At 66.8% G+C, this 15,948-nt stretch carries 16 protein-coding genes; 8 read left to right on the top strand and 8 right to left on the bottom strand.

The window, feature by feature from the left end; all coding sequences use genetic code 11:
- Nucleotide 1: 1 nt before the first annotated feature.
- Both cyoE and ACM0PB_RS16435 read left to right on the top strand, forming a co-directional pair.
- The gene (gene cyoE / locus ACM0PB_RS16440; protein WP_049416773.1) at nt 2-895 is read left to right on the top strand and encodes a heme o synthase; all 894 of its coding nucleotides are present in this window, start codon (nt 2-4) and stop codon (nt 893-895) included.
- A gap of 141 nt (nt 896-1,036) precedes the next feature.
- Nucleotides 1,037-1,843: a calcium-binding protein gene (locus tag ACM0PB_RS16435; RefSeq protein ID WP_171956363.1), complete on the top strand. Its 807-nt coding sequence runs from the start codon at nt 1,037-1,039 to the stop codon at nt 1,841-1,843.
- 115 nt (nt 1,844-1,958) lie between these two features.
- Here ACM0PB_RS16435 and ACM0PB_RS16430 read toward each other — a convergent pair whose 3' ends face one another.
- The 6 genes from ACM0PB_RS16430 to rpsU form a co-directional block, all read right to left on the bottom strand.
- On the bottom strand, nt 1,959-2,930 hold the full coding sequence (locus ACM0PB_RS16430; protein WP_139726642.1) for a bile acid:sodium symporter family protein: 972 nt from the start codon (nt 2,928-2,930) through the stop codon (nt 1,959-1,961).
- Between the two features lie 28 nt (nt 2,931-2,958).
- On the bottom strand, nt 2,959-3,459 hold the full coding sequence (locus tag ACM0PB_RS16425) for a protein tyrosine phosphatase family protein (protein WP_139726643.1): 501 nt from the start codon (nt 3,457-3,459) through the stop codon (nt 2,959-2,961).
- A gap of 27 nt (nt 3,460-3,486) precedes the next feature.
- Nucleotides 3,487-5,226 carry a DNA primase gene (gene dnaG, locus ACM0PB_RS16420; RefSeq protein ID WP_065179430.1) on the bottom strand — a complete coding sequence of 580 codons (1,740 nt, stop codon included), beginning with the start codon at nt 5,224-5,226 and terminating at the stop codon, nt 3,487-3,489.
- 61 nt (nt 5,227-5,287) lie between these two features.
- Nucleotides 5,288-6,208 (bottom strand): YihY/virulence factor BrkB family protein, encoded by a 921-nt coding sequence (locus ACM0PB_RS16415; RefSeq protein WP_414604715.1) that lies wholly within the window; start codon nt 6,206-6,208, stop codon nt 5,288-5,290.
- A gap of 105 nt (nt 6,209-6,313) precedes the next feature.
- Nucleotides 6,314-6,757 (bottom strand): GatB/YqeY domain-containing protein, encoded by a 444-nt coding sequence (locus tag ACM0PB_RS16410; RefSeq protein ID WP_065179428.1) that lies wholly within the window; start codon nt 6,755-6,757, stop codon nt 6,314-6,316.
- Nucleotides 6,758-6,890: 133 nt separating this feature from the next.
- Nucleotides 6,891-7,106, bottom strand: a complete 216-nt coding sequence (gene rpsU / locus ACM0PB_RS16405) for a 30S ribosomal protein S21 (RefSeq protein ID WP_002808376.1) — start codon at nt 7,104-7,106, stop codon at nt 6,891-6,893.
- 166 nt (nt 7,107-7,272) lie between these two features.
- On the opposite strand from rpsU, the gene tsaD reads away from it, so the two are divergent.
- A complete protein-coding gene (tsaD, locus tag ACM0PB_RS16400; protein WP_021202939.1) occupies nt 7,273-8,298 on the top strand; it encodes a tRNA (adenosine(37)-N6)-threonylcarbamoyltransferase complex transferase subunit TsaD in 1,026 nt (341 codons plus the stop codon).
- Between the two features lie 33 nt (nt 8,299-8,331).
- On the opposite strand, the gene ACM0PB_RS16395 is transcribed toward tsaD, so the two are convergent.
- Entirely contained in the window at nt 8,332-8,997 is a 666-nt protein-coding gene (locus tag ACM0PB_RS16395) for a hypothetical protein (RefSeq protein ID WP_164230278.1), read from the bottom strand.
- A gap of 359 nt (nt 8,998-9,356) precedes the next feature.
- On the opposite strand from ACM0PB_RS16395, the gene folB reads away from it, so the two are divergent.
- From folB to ACM0PB_RS16375, 4 genes are all read left to right on the top strand, one after another.
- Nucleotides 9,357-9,710: a dihydroneopterin aldolase gene (gene folB / locus ACM0PB_RS16390; protein ID WP_005415016.1), complete on the top strand. Its 354-nt coding sequence runs from the start codon at nt 9,357-9,359 to the stop codon at nt 9,708-9,710.
- 62 nt (nt 9,711-9,772) lie between these two features.
- The gene (locus ACM0PB_RS16385; protein ID WP_005415017.1) at nt 9,773-11,044 is read left to right on the top strand and encodes a mechanosensitive ion channel family protein; all 1,272 of its coding nucleotides are present in this window, start codon (nt 9,773-9,775) and stop codon (nt 11,042-11,044) included.
- A gap of 128 nt (nt 11,045-11,172) precedes the next feature.
- On the top strand, nt 11,173-13,347 hold the full coding sequence (locus tag ACM0PB_RS16380; protein WP_065197311.1) for a glycoside hydrolase family 3 N-terminal domain-containing protein: 2,175 nt from the start codon (nt 11,173-11,175) through the stop codon (nt 13,345-13,347).
- 128 nt (nt 13,348-13,475) lie between these two features.
- The gene (locus tag ACM0PB_RS16375; protein ID WP_164230276.1) at nt 13,476-14,030 is read left to right on the top strand and encodes a hypothetical protein; all 555 of its coding nucleotides are present in this window, start codon (nt 13,476-13,478) and stop codon (nt 14,028-14,030) included.
- 115 nt (nt 14,031-14,145) lie between these two features.
- Here ACM0PB_RS16375 and ACM0PB_RS16370 read toward each other — a convergent pair whose 3' ends face one another.
- Complete coding sequence (locus tag ACM0PB_RS16370; protein ID WP_164230274.1) at nt 14,146-15,321, bottom strand: PQQ-dependent sugar dehydrogenase; 1,176 nt, start codon at nt 15,319-15,321, stop codon at nt 14,146-14,148.
- 169 nt (nt 15,322-15,490) lie between these two features.
- Here ACM0PB_RS16370 and yiaA point away from each other — a divergent pair, with 169 nt between their 5' ends.
- Nucleotides 15,491-15,943 (top strand): inner membrane protein YiaA, encoded by a 453-nt coding sequence (gene yiaA / locus ACM0PB_RS16365; protein WP_014645710.1) that lies wholly within the window; start codon nt 15,491-15,493, stop codon nt 15,941-15,943.
- Nucleotides 15,944-15,948 lie beyond the last annotated feature (5 nt).

Here is a 15,948-nt window from a genome sequence, read left to right as displayed (position 1 = left end):
CATGTTTTCCAACTACCGCCAGTACTGGGACCTGACCAAGCCCAAGGTCGTCGCCCTCATTGTCTTCACTGCCCTGGTCGGCATGGTCCTGGCTATTCCGGGCGTGCCCAGCTGGGAGCAGGTGCGCGCCGGCCTGCTCGGCTTCCTCGGCATCTGGCTGGCCGCTTCGGCGGCCGCCGCGATCAACCAGTTGCTGGATGCGCACATCGATGCGCAGATGGCACGCACGTCGTGGCGCCCGCTGGTGGTCGGCAAGGTCAAGCCATGGCAGGTGCTGGTGTTCGCCGGCGTGCTGATCGTGCTGTCGATGACCATCCTGGTGCTGTGGGTGAACCTGATCACTGCGGTGCTGACCTTCGCCTCGCTGATCGGCTACGCGGTGATCTACACCGTGTACCTGAAGCGTGCGACCTCGCAGAACATCGTCATCGGTGGCCTGGCCGGCGCGATGCCGCCGATGCTGGGCTGGGCTGCGGTGACCGGCATGCAGGGCTCGTCGGACTGGGCGTACTCGTCGCTGCTGGTGCTGATCATCTTCATCTGGACGCCGCCGCACTTCTGGGCGCTGGCGATCTTCCGCCGCGAAGACTATGCCAAGGCGGAGATCCCGATGCTGCCGGTGACCCACGGCGTGGCGCACACCCGCAAGCAGATCATGGTGTATTCGGTGGTGCTGGCGCTGGTCTGCCTGTTGCCCTACCTGGTGGGCATGAGCGGTGCGTTCTACCTGGGCGGCGCGATCGTGCTCAATGCCGTGTTCCTCTGGTACGCCTGGCGCATGCTCGACCCACCGGATGAGCTGTTCTCGATGAAGATGTTCTATTACTCCATCGTGTACCTGATGGCGCTGTTCGCCTTCCTGCTGGTCGACCACTGGATCCTGCCCTGGTTGTGAAGCACCACCTGTAGAGCCGAGCCCATGCTCGGCTGAGGGGGGATTGGAAGAGCAGCCGAGCGTGGGCTCGGCTCTGCACTTGATCTCTTCCAGCGGCGTCGCCATTGCTGTTCCTGACCCCAAGGAAAGGAGCGAGCAGGGATGCATACGATCTTCCGTTGGACCACCGCGCTGATTCTGGCGCTGGGCATGGCCGTGACCGCGCATGCCGACGACACCGCCGCGCAGATCCACCAGCACGCCGGTGATCACCGCCTGCTGGTGCTGGGCGAATTCCATGGAACCCGCGAGACGCCGCTGCTGGTGCGGCAGCTGGTGGATGACTACAGCCGCACCAGGCCGGTCCTGCTGGCGCTGGAACTGCCACGCGGGGAAACCTCCACGCTGCGCGATTACCTGGCTTCCGATGGCGGGGAGAAGGCACGCCAGCATCTGCGCGGGCGTGCGTTCTGGACCGTGCGCGATGACCAGCATGATGGCCGTCGCAGCCGCGACATGCTGGCAATGATCGAAAGCCTACGCGTGCTGAAGTCGCAGGGACGTGTGATCGACGTCGTTGGCTATGACGTCAACGCCAGCAAAGGCGGCAACCAGGTACGCGATGACCTCATGGCAGCCGAGTTGCGGCGGCTCAATCGAGGCCTACCGGCCAGTGCGCGCATGCTGGTGCTGACTGGTAACGTGCACGCGATGCTGCAAAGGCCGCAAGGTATGCCGCCAGAAATGCAGATGCATCCGATGGCGTCGCAGCTGCGGGACCTGGATATCTACAGCGTACGGTTGGGCGCGCAACGTGGTCAGACGTGGGGATGCGCGGGCGGTTGCATGGCGCGGCCACTTCGAGAGCAGGTTGCCACGGGGCCGCGGGTCGCTGCCGGTGCGGAACGGCCGTACGACCTATGGGTATGGATGCCGGAACTGAGCGTCGGGACGCTGGTGGATCCGTAGCGTCAGGCAAACCATCCACGCATGGCGTGGATCTACTCCGGATCACAGGTGTCAGCCGAGCGCGGGCTCGGCTCTACAACAGATCCACGCCATGCGTGGATGTCCTCCCGTCGGGTCAGGGCGCGCGCTTCGCGTACCGCTGCGCGATCACGCCGCAGACGATGAGCTGGATCTGGTGGTAGATCATCACCGGCAGCACGATGGCGCCGAGGCTGCCGCCGGCGAACAGCACCTTGGCAATCGGCACGCCGGTGGCCAGGCTCTTCTTCGAGCCGCAGAACACGATGGCGATCTCGTCCTCGCGGTTGAAACGCAGGCGGCGGGCGATGAAGGTGATCAGCGGCATGGCGATGCCGAGCAGCACGGCGGCCACGACCGCCACGGCCAGCAACGAGAGCAGCGGCGTCTTGCTCCACAGTCCTTCGGTCACCGCCTCGCCGAACGCCGAGTACACCACCAGCAGGATCGTGCCCTGGTCGGTGTAACGCAGCAGCGCGCGCTGCTTTTCCACCCAGCCGGCAATCCACGGCCGCAGCAGGTGGCCGGCCACGAACGGCACCAGCAGCTGCAGCATGATGCCGCCGATCGCATGCAGCGGGTCGTGCACGCCGCCGGAGGTGCCCGCCAGCGCGGTCAGCAGCAGCGGGGTCAGGAATACGCCGAGAATGCTCGACAACGAGGCACTGCACACCGCTGCGGGCACGTTGCCATGCGCCATTGAGGTGAACGCGATGGACGACTGCACGGTGGAGGGCAGGGTGCACAGGAACAGCACGCCCAGGTACAGCTCCGGGGTCAGCAGCCAGCCCGATAGCGGCTTGAACATCAGCCCGAGCAGCGGGAACAGGAGGAAGGTGCAGGCGAGGATGGTCAGGTGCAGCCGCCAGTGCAGCATGCCGCCAATGATCGACTCACGTGGCAGGCGCGCGCCATGCAGGAAGAACAGTGCAGCGATGGCGACGGTGGTGACATCGTCCAGGACGATGGCGGCGGCGCCCCTCATCGGCAGCAGGGAGGCCAGGCCGACGGTGCACAGCAGGGCGAGGGTGAAGTTGTCCGGTCGCAGGCGCGACCACCAGCGGGTCATGGTGGGCAGAGTCCTTGGTGCGGAGGGTTCAGGGTGAGGTGATCGGCGTGGCCAGGCGTTGGCGGGTGGCGGCTTCCAGCGAGGTCAGGCCAGCACGCTGGCCCAGCTGAAGGGCCTGTTCGGGGCTGGCATGTTCGTAGCGTGCGTTGACCAGGCCGAGCACGGCGCCGGCGCGGTTGCCGGACGCACAGTGCAGCAGCACAGGCCCCTGGCTCTGCCGCAGGGCCTGGTGCACGGCGCGCACGTTGGCGGCATCGAGCCCCTCGGCACCGGCCACCGGAATGTGCACGTAGCGCAGGCCCAATGATTCGGCAACGCGCGTTTCGTCGAACCCCCGGTCCTCGCCGGGCTGGCGCAGGTCGATCACGGTGCGCACGCCCTGCGCGGCAAGTTCGCCCAGTTGTGCGGCGGAGGGCTGGCCGCCGGCATACAGGCCCGGGCGGACTTCATTGAGCGGGCCATCTGCGGCCAGGGCCGCCAGTGGCAGGCAGAGCGACAACAACAGCAGGCAGGTCAGGCGCAGCAGCATGGTCCTCTCCGTGAAAACGTTCTGCCGCTACAGGCGCAGCCCGGCGCGGGCCTTCAGCAGCTCGCGCAGTTCGTATTTGTCAGTATCATCCAGGCCCTGCTGGCGCTGCTTTGCCAACAACTCCTCCAGACGTTGCACCAGCAGCTGTTTCTCCAGCTGCGCCACCGCGTCGTGCAGTTCCTGGGTCCAGCTGGCCTCGGTGCCAGGCAGGGTCTGTGCCGCCAGGGTGTGCAGCGACGCCTGTTCCTCGCGGCCGTCGAAGTGTTCCAGCAGGGCGCCGGTGCTGATGTCCGGGCGCTGTTCGACCAGCCCCAGCAGTTCCAGCAGCAGCTCCACGCCCGGCAGTCGCAGGCCCTGGAAGTGATGCTTTCCGCCCAGGGTCAGCGCCAGCGACGGCTGCTGCAGCAGCACGGCGATCGCGCCGCGCACCAGGCTGCGCTTGGCCACCGGCTGGATCGTCCGATGTGGCTGGCGTTGCGGCACCGGCGCGCGCGTGGCCTGGGCTGTGCCACCGAGGCCGGTCAGCTGCGCCAGCTGCTGCTTCATCAGGTCGCCGAAGGCACCGTCGGGAATCTGCGCCAGCATCGGCTTTGCGCGTTCGGCCAGGCGCGCCTTGCCGTCCAGCGTGCCCAGGTTGATCTCGCGGGTCAGTTCATCGAAGAAAAACTGCGACAGCGGCGTGGCCTGCTTCAGGCGCTCGTTGAAGGCCTCGGCGCCTTCCTTGCGCACGATGCTGTCCGGGTCCTCGCCATCGGGCAGGAACAGGAAGAAGGCCTGGCGGCCATCCTTCATGCGCGGCAGCACCGATTCCAGCGCCTTCCAGCCGGCGCGGCGGCCTGCGGCGTCGCCGTCGAAGCAGAAGAACACGTCCGGTGCGTTGCGGAACAACAGCTCGGCGTGGTCCGGCGTGGTCGCCGTACCCAGCGTGGCCACCGCCTGGGTGACGCCGAACTGGAACAGCGAAACCACGTCCATGTAGCCCTCGACCACGATCAACCGCTCGATCTTCTGGTTGGCCTGGCGCACCTGCCACAGGCCGTACAGTTCGCGGCCCTTGTGGAACAGCGCGGTTTCGGGCGAGTTGAGGTACTTGGGGCCGTCGTCCTTCTCGAACACGCGCCCGCCGAAGGCGATCACCCGGCCACGGCGGTCGAAGATCGGGAACATGACCCGGTCACGGAACTTGTCGTAGACGTGGCCGCGATCGTTCTTGGAAAACAGGCCGGCGCGGTCGAGCAGCTTCATGCGGCGCTCGTCCTTGCCCAGCGCATCGCGCAGGCCGCTGTAGCCATCCGGTGCGTAGCCGATCTGGAAGCGCGCGCGGTTCGCTTCGTCCACGCCACGGCTTTCCAGATACGCGCGTGCCTTCTCGCTGCCTTCGAGGTTCTTCTGGAAGAACCTGGTGGCGGCGTCCAGCGCCGAATACAGCTCGCGGCTGTCGTCCTGCTGCTGCGGGCTGCGCGGATTCTCGTTGCGCGGCACTTCCATGCCGGCGCGCTTGGCCAGTTCATCCACCGCGTCGAGGAACTCGAGGCGGTCGTAGTTCATCAGGAAGCTGATCGCGGTGCCGTGCGCGCCGCAGCCGAAGCAGTGATAGAACTGCTTGGTCGGCGAGACCGTGAACGAGGCCGAGCGCTCGTCATGGAACGGGCAGCGTGCGGCGTATTCCTTGCCCTGGCGCTTCAACGGCACGCGGCTGCCCACCACCTCGACGATGTCGGTGCGGGCCAGCAGGTCGTCGATGAAAGCGTCGGGAATACGGGCCATGGGCAACAGGGCAGGGCGCGGTACAGGACCACGCGACGGAACCGGGGGCGGTTGCCCTAGTTTACCCCCTGTCGGGCACCTGGCTGGCGGTGGCCGGATCGATGCCGGCGGCGGCCAGGTGATGGCGCGCGCGCAGGCGCTCATCGATCACCGCGGTCATCAGCGCGCCAACGAAGAAGACCACGGTCGCGTAATAGATCCAGATCAGTGAGATCACCAGCGCGCCCATCGAGCCGTAGGCACTGCCGGGGGCCACGGTGGCGATGTAGACGCCGATGCCGTAGCGGCCCAGTGCGAACAGTGCCGAGGTGATGGCACCGCCGATGAAGGCCTGGCGCCATGCCACGCGGCGGTCGGGCAGGTAGTGGTACATGAAGGCGAACCCCACCGCGTACAGCAGCAGGCTGGTGACGTACCCCAGCGCGGGGAGGATCGAGGGCAGTTGCGCGAAGGCCACCTGCAGTACCGTGGTGGCAGTCATCGACAGGATCAGCAGGAAGCCCAGGGCCAGCACCACGCCGAACGAGAACACACGCTTGCGCAGCCAGGCCTTGATGCCCTCCAGGCGCTCGCCACTGGTGCGGAAGATCAGGTTGAGCGCGTTCTGCAGCTGCGCGAACACGGCGGTGGCGCCGACGAACAGCAGCAGCGTGCTCCACAGCCCCGCCAACGAGCCGACGTCGGGCTGGTTGTCGGCGTTCTTCAGGACGGTTTCGGCCACCGTAGCCGCGCTGCTGCCAGCCACCGAGCTGATCTGGTCGATCAGCGCCTGCTGTGCCGGCGGGTACAGCGAAGCGGTCAACCACAGCAGCAGCACCAGCAGCGGGGCCATCGACAGCAGGGCGTAGAAGGAAACGGAGGCGGCCTGGGTCAGCACGTCGACGTCGATGAAGCGCTTGGCCACCGCCATCGGAAAGCTGTCCTGCAGGCGCTTGAGGTACTTGTGCAGGGACACGGGAACGTTGGGCTCGGGTTCAACCATGGGTGTGGTTGTAGCAGGCGACCGACGAAGGTGCGGTGAAGCGGGTGCATCAATGGGGTCAGAGCCCTTTCGCGTTGCGAAAGGGATCCGACTCCGTGTACCGGATTACGCCAGCTGCTGCTTGACCAGCTTGGACACCAGGCCCATGTCGGCCTGGCCAGCGAGCTTGGGCTTCAGTGCGCCCATCAGCTTGCCCATGTCGGCCGGGCCGGAGGCGCCGGTCTCGGCGATGGCGGCCTGGATGGCGGCCACGATCTCGTCTTCGCCCATCTTGGCCGGCAGGTAGGCTTCGATGACCACGATCTCGGCGCGCTCGATCTCGGCCAGGTCTTCGCGGTTGGCCGCTTCGTACTGGCTGACCGAGTCCTTGCGCTGCTTGACCATCTTGTCGAGCACGGCGATCACGGCGGTGTCGTCCAGTTCGATGCGCTCGTCCACTTCGCGCTGCTTGATGGCGGCATTGATCAGGCGGATCACGCCCAGCTTGTGCTTCTCGCCCGCCTTCATGGCGGCCTTCATGTCTTCGGTGAGCTGCTGCTTCATGCTCATGAGGAACCTCGTGGTGGTAGGTGGGGCGGGGCGGATGCCCGAACCCGGAAACGCAAAAAGCCGGCGACGCTCGCGCGTGCCGGCTTCGGCTCCATCGCGACGGGCAGGCCCGCCGCAATGAAAATGCGTCCGATCAGTACAGGCGCTGACGCTTGGTGACGTCGCGCGACGAGCGGCGCAGCTGACGCTTCACAGCAGCGGCGGCCTTGCGCTTGCGCTCCTGGGTCGGCTTTTCGTAGAACTCGCGCTTGCGGGTTTCGGCCAGCACACCGGCCTTTTCGCAAGTGCGCTTGAAGCGGCGAAGAGCAAACTCGAAGGGCTCGTTCTCGCGGACTTTGACGCTGGGCATGGAATCTCCGGGACACAGTAGAACCGGGTCACGCCCGGCGAGCCGCACATTATAGCGGCGAATCGACAAACTGCAAGCGGCCAACCCTGAATACGGGCCGGCGGTTCGAAAGCAGTGAGATCTGCACGTCCCCCGAGGGGGCGGCAGGGGCGTCATAATAGCAGGCATGCGAGTCCTTGGCATCGAATCTTCCTGTGATGAGACCGGCGTGGCGGTGTATGACACCGACCTGGCCGGCAGCGCGGCCCTGCGCGCCCATGCGGTCTACAGCCAGATCGCCCTGCACGCCGAATACGGTGGCGTGGTGCCCGAGCTGGCCAGCCGCGACCACGTCCGCAAGCTGCTGCCACTGGTACGCCAGACCCTGGCCGACGCCGGCCTGGGCGTGGGCGATATCGATGGCGTCGCCTATACGGCCGGTCCCGGCCTGGTCGGCGCGCTGCTGGTCGGCGCCGGCGTGGCCCGATCGCTGGCCTGGGCGCTGGAGGTTCCGGCCGTCGGCGTACACCATATGGAAGGCCACCTGCTGGCTCCGCTGATGGAAGACGACCCGCCGGAAGCGCCGTTCGTGGCGCTGCTGGTGTCCGGTGGCCATACCCAGCTGGTGGCGGTGGACGCGATCGGCCAGTACCGCCTGCTGGGCGAAACCCTGGACGATGCGGCTGGCGAGGCCTTCGACAAGACCGCCAAGCTGATGGGCCTGCCGTATCCGGGCGGCCCGCAGCTGGCCAGGCTGGCCGAGCAGGGCACGCCGGGCGCGTACCGCTTCGCGCGGCCGATGACCGACCGCCCGGGGCTGGATTTCAGCTTCTCCGGCCTGAAGACCCAGGTCCTGATGGCCTGGCGCGACAGCGACCAGAGCGAGCAGACCCGCGCCGACATTGCCCGGGGCTTTGAGGACGCGGTGGTCGAGACCCTGTCGATCAAGTGCGAGCGCGCGCTGGAAGCGGCCGGGACCAATGTGATCGTGGTGGCCGGCGGTGTAGGTGCCAACAAGCGCCTGCGCGCCCGCCTGCAGCAGATGGCCGAGCGCCTCGGCGGCCGCGCCTGCTTCCCGCGGCCTGCACTGTGCACCGACAACGGCGCGATGATCGCCTTCGCTGGCGCGCTGCGGCTGCAGGCTGGCCAGCACAGCCCGCCGAAGGTGGATGTGACCCCGCGCTGGGACATGGCGACCCTGCCGGCGGTGTGAACCGGTAGCGTCGGGCCACGGCCGGCGGACGCATTACCGATGCACTACCAACGGCGACGCCGCCCATACCGTCGTCGCCCGCTCATGGCGCTGCAGCCACCCCAGGGTGTGCGGGCAGCGCGCATGGATCAGCCGCCCGATCGCGGCCAGATCGGCGCCGATGTCGCGCTCGAGGATGGGCTCGTGATGGGCGATGCGGTTGCGCAGGTGGCGGATGCGTCCGATATCCGCATGGATGGCTTTCCTGACGGCACTGGGATGAGCAGAGGGAGCATGCTGCAGAACCCTGCTGAGTGCGGGTATCCAAAGCGTGGAGTCGAAGCGACAGGTGAAGAGCTGCTGCCAGAACACCATCGGCAGGTTGGCGACGATCCCAGGTGTATCGGTTACGCGGCTGGCAAGGTGTTCCAGTACCGTGCGCGGAGAAGTACTGGATGAGGTTGGCAGCCTCCGTCGGAAGGCACCATTCCAGGGCCAACGCGGGCCATGCTGCCTGGCGAGCACAGCTGCAGCGGCGTTACGGGTGACCACTTCGCACAGATGGACCGGCATCATCAGTGCACTGCACATCCGCATGTTCCACAGGTACAGGGATTCGGCTGTGACGTCGGGGCTGCAGGTCGATGCGATTCTCTCGTAAGTAGACAGACGCTCCGCTGACAACGCGCGCCGCAGTACATCGTATGGAGCCATCGTCATGTGCGGTGGTGAAGGAGGGATCGATGTTCGCGAGAGTGGGCGGCGGCGACCATCAGGGAACGTCGTTGTCCGCGCGGCTGATTTTCTGCGTTTTGCCTCGGACGAATACCTGACCTGCCCTGTCGGAATTGGCCTTGACCGGCGATCTGGTCCTTGCCTAATCTGCGTGCCTGCGCCACCGGGACTCGCGGCTGGATTCCAGCTCCCCCCGGGGACAAACGGTAGTACCAAAGGGCCCTGCTAGTGGGGCCCTTTGTTTTTTCCGGCGCCGTCTCCCTGTCGGCCGCTCACCGCCCGTTCCGGGCAGGGTCACCGCCGTGCCGTTACCATGGCCGCCTGTATTGGCGCTGGTAACCGCAATGGACAAGGTTTTCATCGAGGGGCTGACGATCGACGCCCTGATCGGTATCTACGATTGGGAGCGACGGATCCGCCAGGACCTGGTGTTCGACCTGGAAATGGGCTTCGACAACCGTCGCCCTGCGGCCACCGACGACATCGCCCACACCCTGAACTACAAGGCGGTGAGCAAGCGCCTGGAGCAGTTCGTGCGCGAGTCGGAGTTCGGCCTGGTCGAGACGCTGGCCGAGCGCTGCGCGCAGATCGTGCTGGACGAATTCGACGTGAAGTGGCTGCGCCTGAAGCTGAGCAAGCCGGGCGCGGTGCGCGGCGCTCGCGCGGTGGGCGTGATCATCGAACGCTCGCGGGACTGATCCGGTAAATCCGGCCGCCGGCCGGCAACCCCAACAACAACGACAAAGCAAGGAGACAACGGATGGTGGATGCGGTGGTGGCGGTACAGTGGCTGGAACGGCTGCAGAACACACTGGAACCCTATCCCGGCGCCTACCTGGCGTTGATGATCTCGGCGCTGCTGATCGCCGCCGGCCTGGCCAATTGGGTGACCAAGCGCATCCTGCTGCGTGGCCTGCGGCGCCTGTTGCAGCGCCTGCCAGGTGCCGAGTCCGGCCGCGGCAGCCACTTGATGCGGGTGATTTCGCGCCTGTCCAACGTGGTGCCCAGCCAGGTGATCGCTTCGGGCATCACCCTCATCCCCGACCTGCCGCCCAGCCTGGTCAACGTCATCATCAAGCTGTGCATCGTGTGGGCCGTACTGACGGTGTCGATGGCGTTCTCGCATGCGCTGGACGCGGCCAACAGCCTGTACGAGCGCAAGCCCGATGCGCGCAACAAGCCGATCAAGGGCTACCTGCAGGTGGTCAAGATCGTGGTGTTCGTGGCCGCCGGCCTTTCCATCGTCGCCACCCTGCTTGGGGTGAAGCTGGGCCCGCTGGTGACCGGCCTTGGCGCCGCCACCGCGGTGCTGATGCTGATCTTCCAGGACACCATCCTGTCGCTGGTGGCCAGCGTGCAGATCAGTGGCGATGGCCGCGTGCGCATCGGCGACTGGATCGAGATGCCCAGCCAGAACGCCGACGGTGACGTCATCGACATCGCCCTGCACACCATCACCGTGCAGAACTTCGACAAGACCATCACCACCATCCCGACCAAGAAGCTGGTGACCGAGTCGTTCAAGAACTGGCGCGGCATGCAGGAGGCCGGTGGCCGCCGGATCAAGCGCGCGCTGTACCTGGACCAGCACAGCGTCGGCTTCCTCGACGACGGCGACCTGGCCTTCCTCGGCGAATTCGCGCTGCTGCGCGACTACCTGCGTGAGAAGGAACAGGAGCTGGGGCAGTGGAACGGGCGCCTGCGCGAGCAGGGCGTGGCTGAGGTCAACAGCCGCCGCGTGACCAACCTGGGCACCTTCCGCGCCTACGTGGAGCGCTACCTGCGCAGCCACCCGGGCATCCATACCGACATGACCCTGCTGGTGCGGCAGCTGCAGCCCACCACCGAAGGCCTGCCGCTGGAGCTGTACTGCTTCACCCGCAGCACCGCCTGGAGCGAGTACGAGGCCGTGCAGTCGGACATCTTCGACCACCTGCTGGCGATTCTGCCGGCGTTCGGCTTGCGGGTGTTCCAGGCCTCCAGCGATGCCATGTTGATGGCCGGGCAGCGCCAGATGGCCGGCTCGGAGTAAGCTGCGGTGCTCCCGGTGGGACCATACGGGCCCCGCTGTTGGCTGAAACTGAACGAAGAAACCTCTCGCCAAATGGCTCGGGATCGCTAGAATGCCGGGCTTGTAAACGTTTTCATCAAGGACTGCCGGTGGCCTCCGATCGCATCGAATCCCTCATTGCCCAGATGACCGTCGAGGAAAAGGTCGGCCAGCTGGGTGTCTTCGCGGACATGGTCCGCCCGTTCGCCCCGGACGTGAACCCGGAAGCCAACGTGCGCAATGCCGACCAGGTGCTGCAGCAGGTGCGCGAGGGCAAGGTCGGCTCGCTGTTCAATGGCGTGGGCGCCGAGCTGGGCCGCCGCATCCAGCAGGTCGCCACCGAGGAGAGCCGCCTGGGCATCCCGGTGATCCTGGCCGCCGACGTCATCCACGGCATGCGCACCGTGTTCCCGATTCCGTTGGGCGAGGCCGCCAGCTTCGAGCCGGACCTGGCCGAGCGCACCGCGCGCGCCACCGCCATCGAAGCCACCGCTGCCGGCCTGCACTGGACCTATGCCCCGGCCGTGGACATCGCCCGCGACCAGCGCTGGGGCCGGGGTGCCGAAGGTGCCGGTGAGGACGTGGTGCTGGGTTGTGCGTTCGCCGCCGCCCGCGTGCGTGGCTTCCAGGGCAGCGACCTGCGCGCCGCCGATTCGCTGCTGGCCACGCCGAAGCACTTCGCCGCCTACGGCGCGGTGATGGCCGGCATGGAATACAACATGGTGGACATCTCGCCGCAGACCCTGCGCGATGTGCACCTGCCGCCGTTCAAGGCCGCCTTCGATGCCGGCGCGATCACCGTGATGTCCTCGTTCAATGACATCAACGGCGTGCCGGCCAGTGCCAACGCTGAACTGCTGACCGACATCCTGCGCGGCGAATGGAAGTTCCCGGGCGTGGTGATCTCCGACTACACCGCCGACATGGAGCTGGTCGCCCACGGCTATGCCGCCGACGACCGCGATGCCACCGCCAAGGCGTTCACCGCCGGCCTGGACCTGAGCATGCAGAGCGGCTTCTACGCCGAGCACCTGCCGGGCCTGGTCGAGAGCGGCGAAGTGCCGATGGCGGTGCTGGATGAAGGCGTGCGCCGCATCCTGTGGCTGAAGGAAACCATCGGCCTGTTCGACGACCCGTACCGTTCGCTGGACCCGGCGCGCGAAGCGGATACCTCGCATATCGCTGCGCATGATGAACTGTCGCGCGATGCCGCGCGCCGTTCGATCGTGCTGCTGAACAACCGCGACAACGTGCTGCCGCTGCAGAAGACCGGGCAGAAGATCGCGCTGATCGGCCCGTTCGTGCAGGACCGCGAAAACATCGAAGGCTGCTGGACGCTGTTCGGCGACAAGCAGCGTTACGTCGACCTGGAAACCGGCGTGCGTGCCGCCATCGGCGACGAAGCGCTGCTGGAAATCGTGCCGGGCTGCGAACTGGAAGCGGCCATTCCGGGCGGTACCGAAGCGGCGGTGGCTGCCGCGCTGCGCGCCGATGTGGTGGTGCTGGCGCTGGGCGAACCGCAGCGTTACAGCGGTGAAGCACAGTCGCGCGTGGAGATCACCCTGCCGCCGGCACAGCAGGCACTGGCCGAGGCCGTGGCGATGACCGGCAAGCCGCTGGTGGTGCTGCTGCGCAATGGCCGCGCGCTGGCGCTGCAGGGCGCGGTGCGCAATGCGCAGGCCGTGGCGGTGACCTGGTACCTGGGTACGCAGACCGGCCATGCCGTGGCCGATGTGCTGTTCGGTGACTACAGCCCGTCCGGCCGCCTGCCGGTCAGCTTCCCGCAGGTGTCCGGCCAGCAGCCGTACTTCTACAACCACCCGCGCACCGGCCGTCCGGAGCTGCCGACCATGTCGGAGTTCAAGGCCCGCTGGCGCGAGATTCCGAACGAGCCGCTGTACCCGTTCGGCCACGGCATCGGCTACACCACCTTCGCCTACGGCGTGCCGCAGCTGAGTGCTGTGCAGCTTGGCTGGGACGACACCCTGACCATCACCACCACGCTGACCAACAGCGGTGATGTGGCCGGGGAGGAAGTGGTGCAGTTGTACATCCACGACCGCGTGGCCAGCCGCGTACGTCCGGTGCGTGAGCTGAAGGACTTCCGCAAGGTGGCGCTGCAGCCGGGGGAGTCCGCCGACGTGGTGTTCACCCTGACCCGCGAGCAGTTGGCGTTCACCGGCCGCGATGGCGTGCTGCGTGCCGAGCCGGGCCAGTTCGACCTGTGGGTCTGCGCCTCGTCGGCCGCCGGCGAAGCCGTGCAGTTCGAACTGCTGAAGGCCTGATCAGAAAAAGGGGACGGAGGGGATTAAGTCGTTTGTGCCACTAACGACTTAATCCCCTCCGTCCCCTTTTTGTTGCCGTCACTGTAGCGGCGCTACCATCGGGCTTCCTGTTTCGATGGAGTGCGCGTATGCGCCGGATGGCCTACCTGATTCCCGCTCTGCTGCTGGCGGCCTGTTCGCAGCCTGAGCCGCCGGCGCAGCCTGCGGCGGATGCGCCGCCGCCGATGGAAGCGAACGCGGCAGCGACGCCTGCCGCTGAACCGGCGGCGTCGGCTGCCGAACCTGCCGCCGCCGCACCGGCCGCACCGGCCGCGGAGGCGCCCGCCGAGGACGCGCGTGCGCGCATCGAATCGCTGCTCGGCGATGCGGCGCAGTTCGAGAAGGTCTTCAACGCGTTCAAGACCGCCGTGGTCGGCGGTGATCGTGCTGCGGTGGTCGAGCAAGTGCGCTTCCCGTTGAACATCAGCGACGGAAAGAAGATCACTGGCCCCGGTGAGTTCCAGCGGAACTACGAGAAGATCATTACCCCGGAGGTGGTCAAGGCAGTGTCCGGGCAGGACTTCGGCAAGGTCTTCGTCAACCAGCAGGGCGTGATGATTGGCGATGGACAGGTGTGGTTGAACGGAACGTGCCTGGACAAGGCCTGCACGCAGACCGAGGTGAAGGTCATCACCATCCAGTGAACGCAGACGGCCCCGCACGCGGGGCCGTTTGGCAGGGTAGTGCCGGCCGCTGGCCGGCAACCGCCGGATGCCGGAAGGATCCAGGTGCCGGCCAGCGGCCGGCACTACCGGGGCATCAGGTCTTCGGGGTGAGCTTCAGCAGGCGCGCCTTGCTGCCGTCTTCCAGCAGCCACAGTGCGCCATCCGGGCCCTGTTCCACTTCGCGGATGCGCTCGCCCATGTTGAAGCGTTCGGCTTCGCGCGCGCTGTCGCCATCAAAGGCCACGCGCACCAGCGAGGTGGACGACAGGCCGCCGATGAAGCCGCTGCCCTTCCACTGCGGGAACAGGCTGCCGCTGTAGATCACGAAGCCGGCCGGCGAGATCACCGGCGTCCAGGTCACCTTCGGGGCGGCGAATTCCGGGCGGGTGTCGTGGTCGGGAATCGGACGGCCGTCGTAGTGGTTACCGTTGGAAACGATCGGGTAGCCGTAGTTGGCGCCACGCACGATCAGGTTCAACTCGTCGCCACCGGCGGGTCCCATCTCATGCGCCCACAGCTTGCCGTTGGCGTCGAAGGCCATGCCCAGGATGTTGCGATGGCCCAGCGACCACACCTGTGCGGCAACCCCGCCCTGTGAGGCGAACGGGTTGTCGGCGGGCAGGCTGCCATCGTCGTTGAGGCGGATGATCTTGCCGAGGTTGCCGCCCATGTCCTGGGCCGGATCGAACTTCTGCCGTTCGCTGGAACTGATCCACAGCTTGCCGTCCGGGCCGAAGGCGAGGCGATGCCCGTAGTGGCCCTCGCCGCTGACCTTGGGGCTCTGCCGCCAGATCACCTTCAGGTCCTTCAGCTGGCCAGCCCCGTTCGCATCCAGCGCCAGCGTGGCCCGGGCCACGGCCGCACCGCGGGTATCCAGCGTGCCTTCCTCGGCATAGCTGAGGTAAACGACGTGATTCCGGGCAAAGTCGGGGTGCAGGATGATGTCGCCGAAGCCACCCTGGCCACCGTAGGCGACCTTCGGAACGCCGGTGATCTCATGCTTCTGGCCGCTGGCCAGATCCAGGTGCTGCAGCTTGCCGCGCTTCTCGGTGACCAGCAGGCTGCCGTCAGGCAGGAAGGTCATCGCCCAAGGCTGGTCAAAACGGCTGACTTCGGTGGCGGTGAACGGACGCTGGTCGGCGGCGGAGGAGGCTGCGGGCGCTGCGGTCTGGGCGCCGTTGGCGCCAGGATCGGCGGCGTTGCAGGCGGAGGTGGCGAGGATCGGCACGAGGCCGAGGCCGAGGGCGAGCAGCAGGGGCGTACGGGTCATGGGTATCTCCAGGGCGGGGATGCGGATGGCCGGGCTGCCCCTTGTATACCACCGCAGCCGTTACCGTCGTGGCCCGAAGGTCCTGCGCCCCCCTGTGCGGCAGCGGCGGGATCGTCTAGGGTGGGCACGCCCGGGCAAAGCATGCCCGTCTGCCTGCCAAGGACCTGCAATGAATACTGCCATGCCTCACAAGCCCTCCACCGCCTTCATCGCCGCCTCGTGGGTGGCCCTGCTGCTGGGTGCGGCGGCGTACCTGATCGGCCTGTTCAATGCCACGATGGCGCTCAACGAGAAGGGCTACTACCTGACCCTGCTGCTGTTCGGCCTGTTCGCGGCGGTGTCGCTGCAGAAGAGCGTCCGCGACCGAGTCGAAGGCATTCCGGTCAGCGGCCTGTATTACGCGCTGTGCTGGTTCGCGTTGTTGTCGGCGCTGATGCTGCTGCTGGTCGGCCTGTGGAACGCCACGCTGGCACCCAGCGAGAAGGGCTTCTACGGCATGGCGTATGCCTTGTCGTTGTTCGGTGCGGTGGCTGTGCAGAAGAACACCCGCGACCTGATCGCCGCCGGTGGTGGCGAGAGCAAGCGCAGCGCGATCGTGCCGCCGCTGCCGGAACAGGAATGATTCGG

This window comes from Stenotrophomonas sp. AR029 (assembly GCF_047520695.2).
GTDB classification, from domain to species: domain Bacteria; phylum Pseudomonadota; class Gammaproteobacteria; order Xanthomonadales; family Xanthomonadaceae; genus Stenotrophomonas; species Stenotrophomonas sepilia.
This window is presented reverse-complemented; position numbering and strand designations above follow the sequence as displayed.

Coding starts and splice junctions, on each gene's coding strand:
- ACM0PB_RS16370 (WP_164230274.1), bottom strand. CDS start 15,321: ATGACCCGTACGCCCCTGCTGCTCGCCCTCGGCCTCGGCCTCGTGCCG.
- ACM0PB_RS16410 (WP_065179428.1), bottom strand. CDS start 6,757: ATGAGCATGAAGCAGCAGCTCACCGAAGACATGAAGGCCGCCATGAAG.
- cyoE (WP_049416773.1), top strand. CDS start 2: ATGTTTTCCAACTACCGCCAGTACTGGGACCTGACCAAGCCCAAGGTC.
- yiaA (WP_014645710.1), top strand. CDS start 15,491: ATGAATACTGCCATGCCTCACAAGCCCTCCACCGCCTTCATCGCCGCC.
- dnaG (WP_065179430.1), bottom strand. CDS start 5,226: ATGGCCCGTATTCCCGACGCTTTCATCGACGACCTGCTGGCCCGCACC.
- folB (WP_005415016.1), top strand. CDS start 9,357: ATGGACAAGGTTTTCATCGAGGGGCTGACGATCGACGCCCTGATCGGT.
- ACM0PB_RS16425 (WP_139726643.1), bottom strand. CDS start 3,459: ATGCTGCTGCGCCTGACCTGCCTGCTGTTGTTGTCGCTCTGCCTGCCA.
- ACM0PB_RS16435 (WP_171956363.1), top strand. CDS start 1,037: ATGCATACGATCTTCCGTTGGACCACCGCGCTGATTCTGGCGCTGGGC.
- rpsU (WP_002808376.1), bottom strand. CDS start 7,106: ATGCCCAGCGTCAAAGTCCGCGAGAACGAGCCCTTCGAGTTTGCTCTT.
- ACM0PB_RS16415 (WP_414604715.1), bottom strand. CDS start 6,208: ATGGTTGAACCCGAGCCCAACGTTCCCGTGTCCCTGCACAAGTACCTC.
- ACM0PB_RS16395 (WP_164230278.1), bottom strand. CDS start 8,997: ATGACGATGGCTCCATACGATGTACTGCGGCGCGCGTTGTCAGCGGAG.
- ACM0PB_RS16430 (WP_139726642.1), bottom strand. CDS start 2,930: ATGACCCGCTGGTGGTCGCGCCTGCGACCGGACAACTTCACCCTCGCC.
- tsaD (WP_021202939.1), top strand. CDS start 7,273: ATGCGAGTCCTTGGCATCGAATCTTCCTGTGATGAGACCGGCGTGGCG.
- ACM0PB_RS16385 (WP_005415017.1), top strand. CDS start 9,773: ATGGTGGATGCGGTGGTGGCGGTACAGTGGCTGGAACGGCTGCAGAAC.
- ACM0PB_RS16375 (WP_164230276.1), top strand. CDS start 13,476: ATGCGCCGGATGGCCTACCTGATTCCCGCTCTGCTGCTGGCGGCCTGT.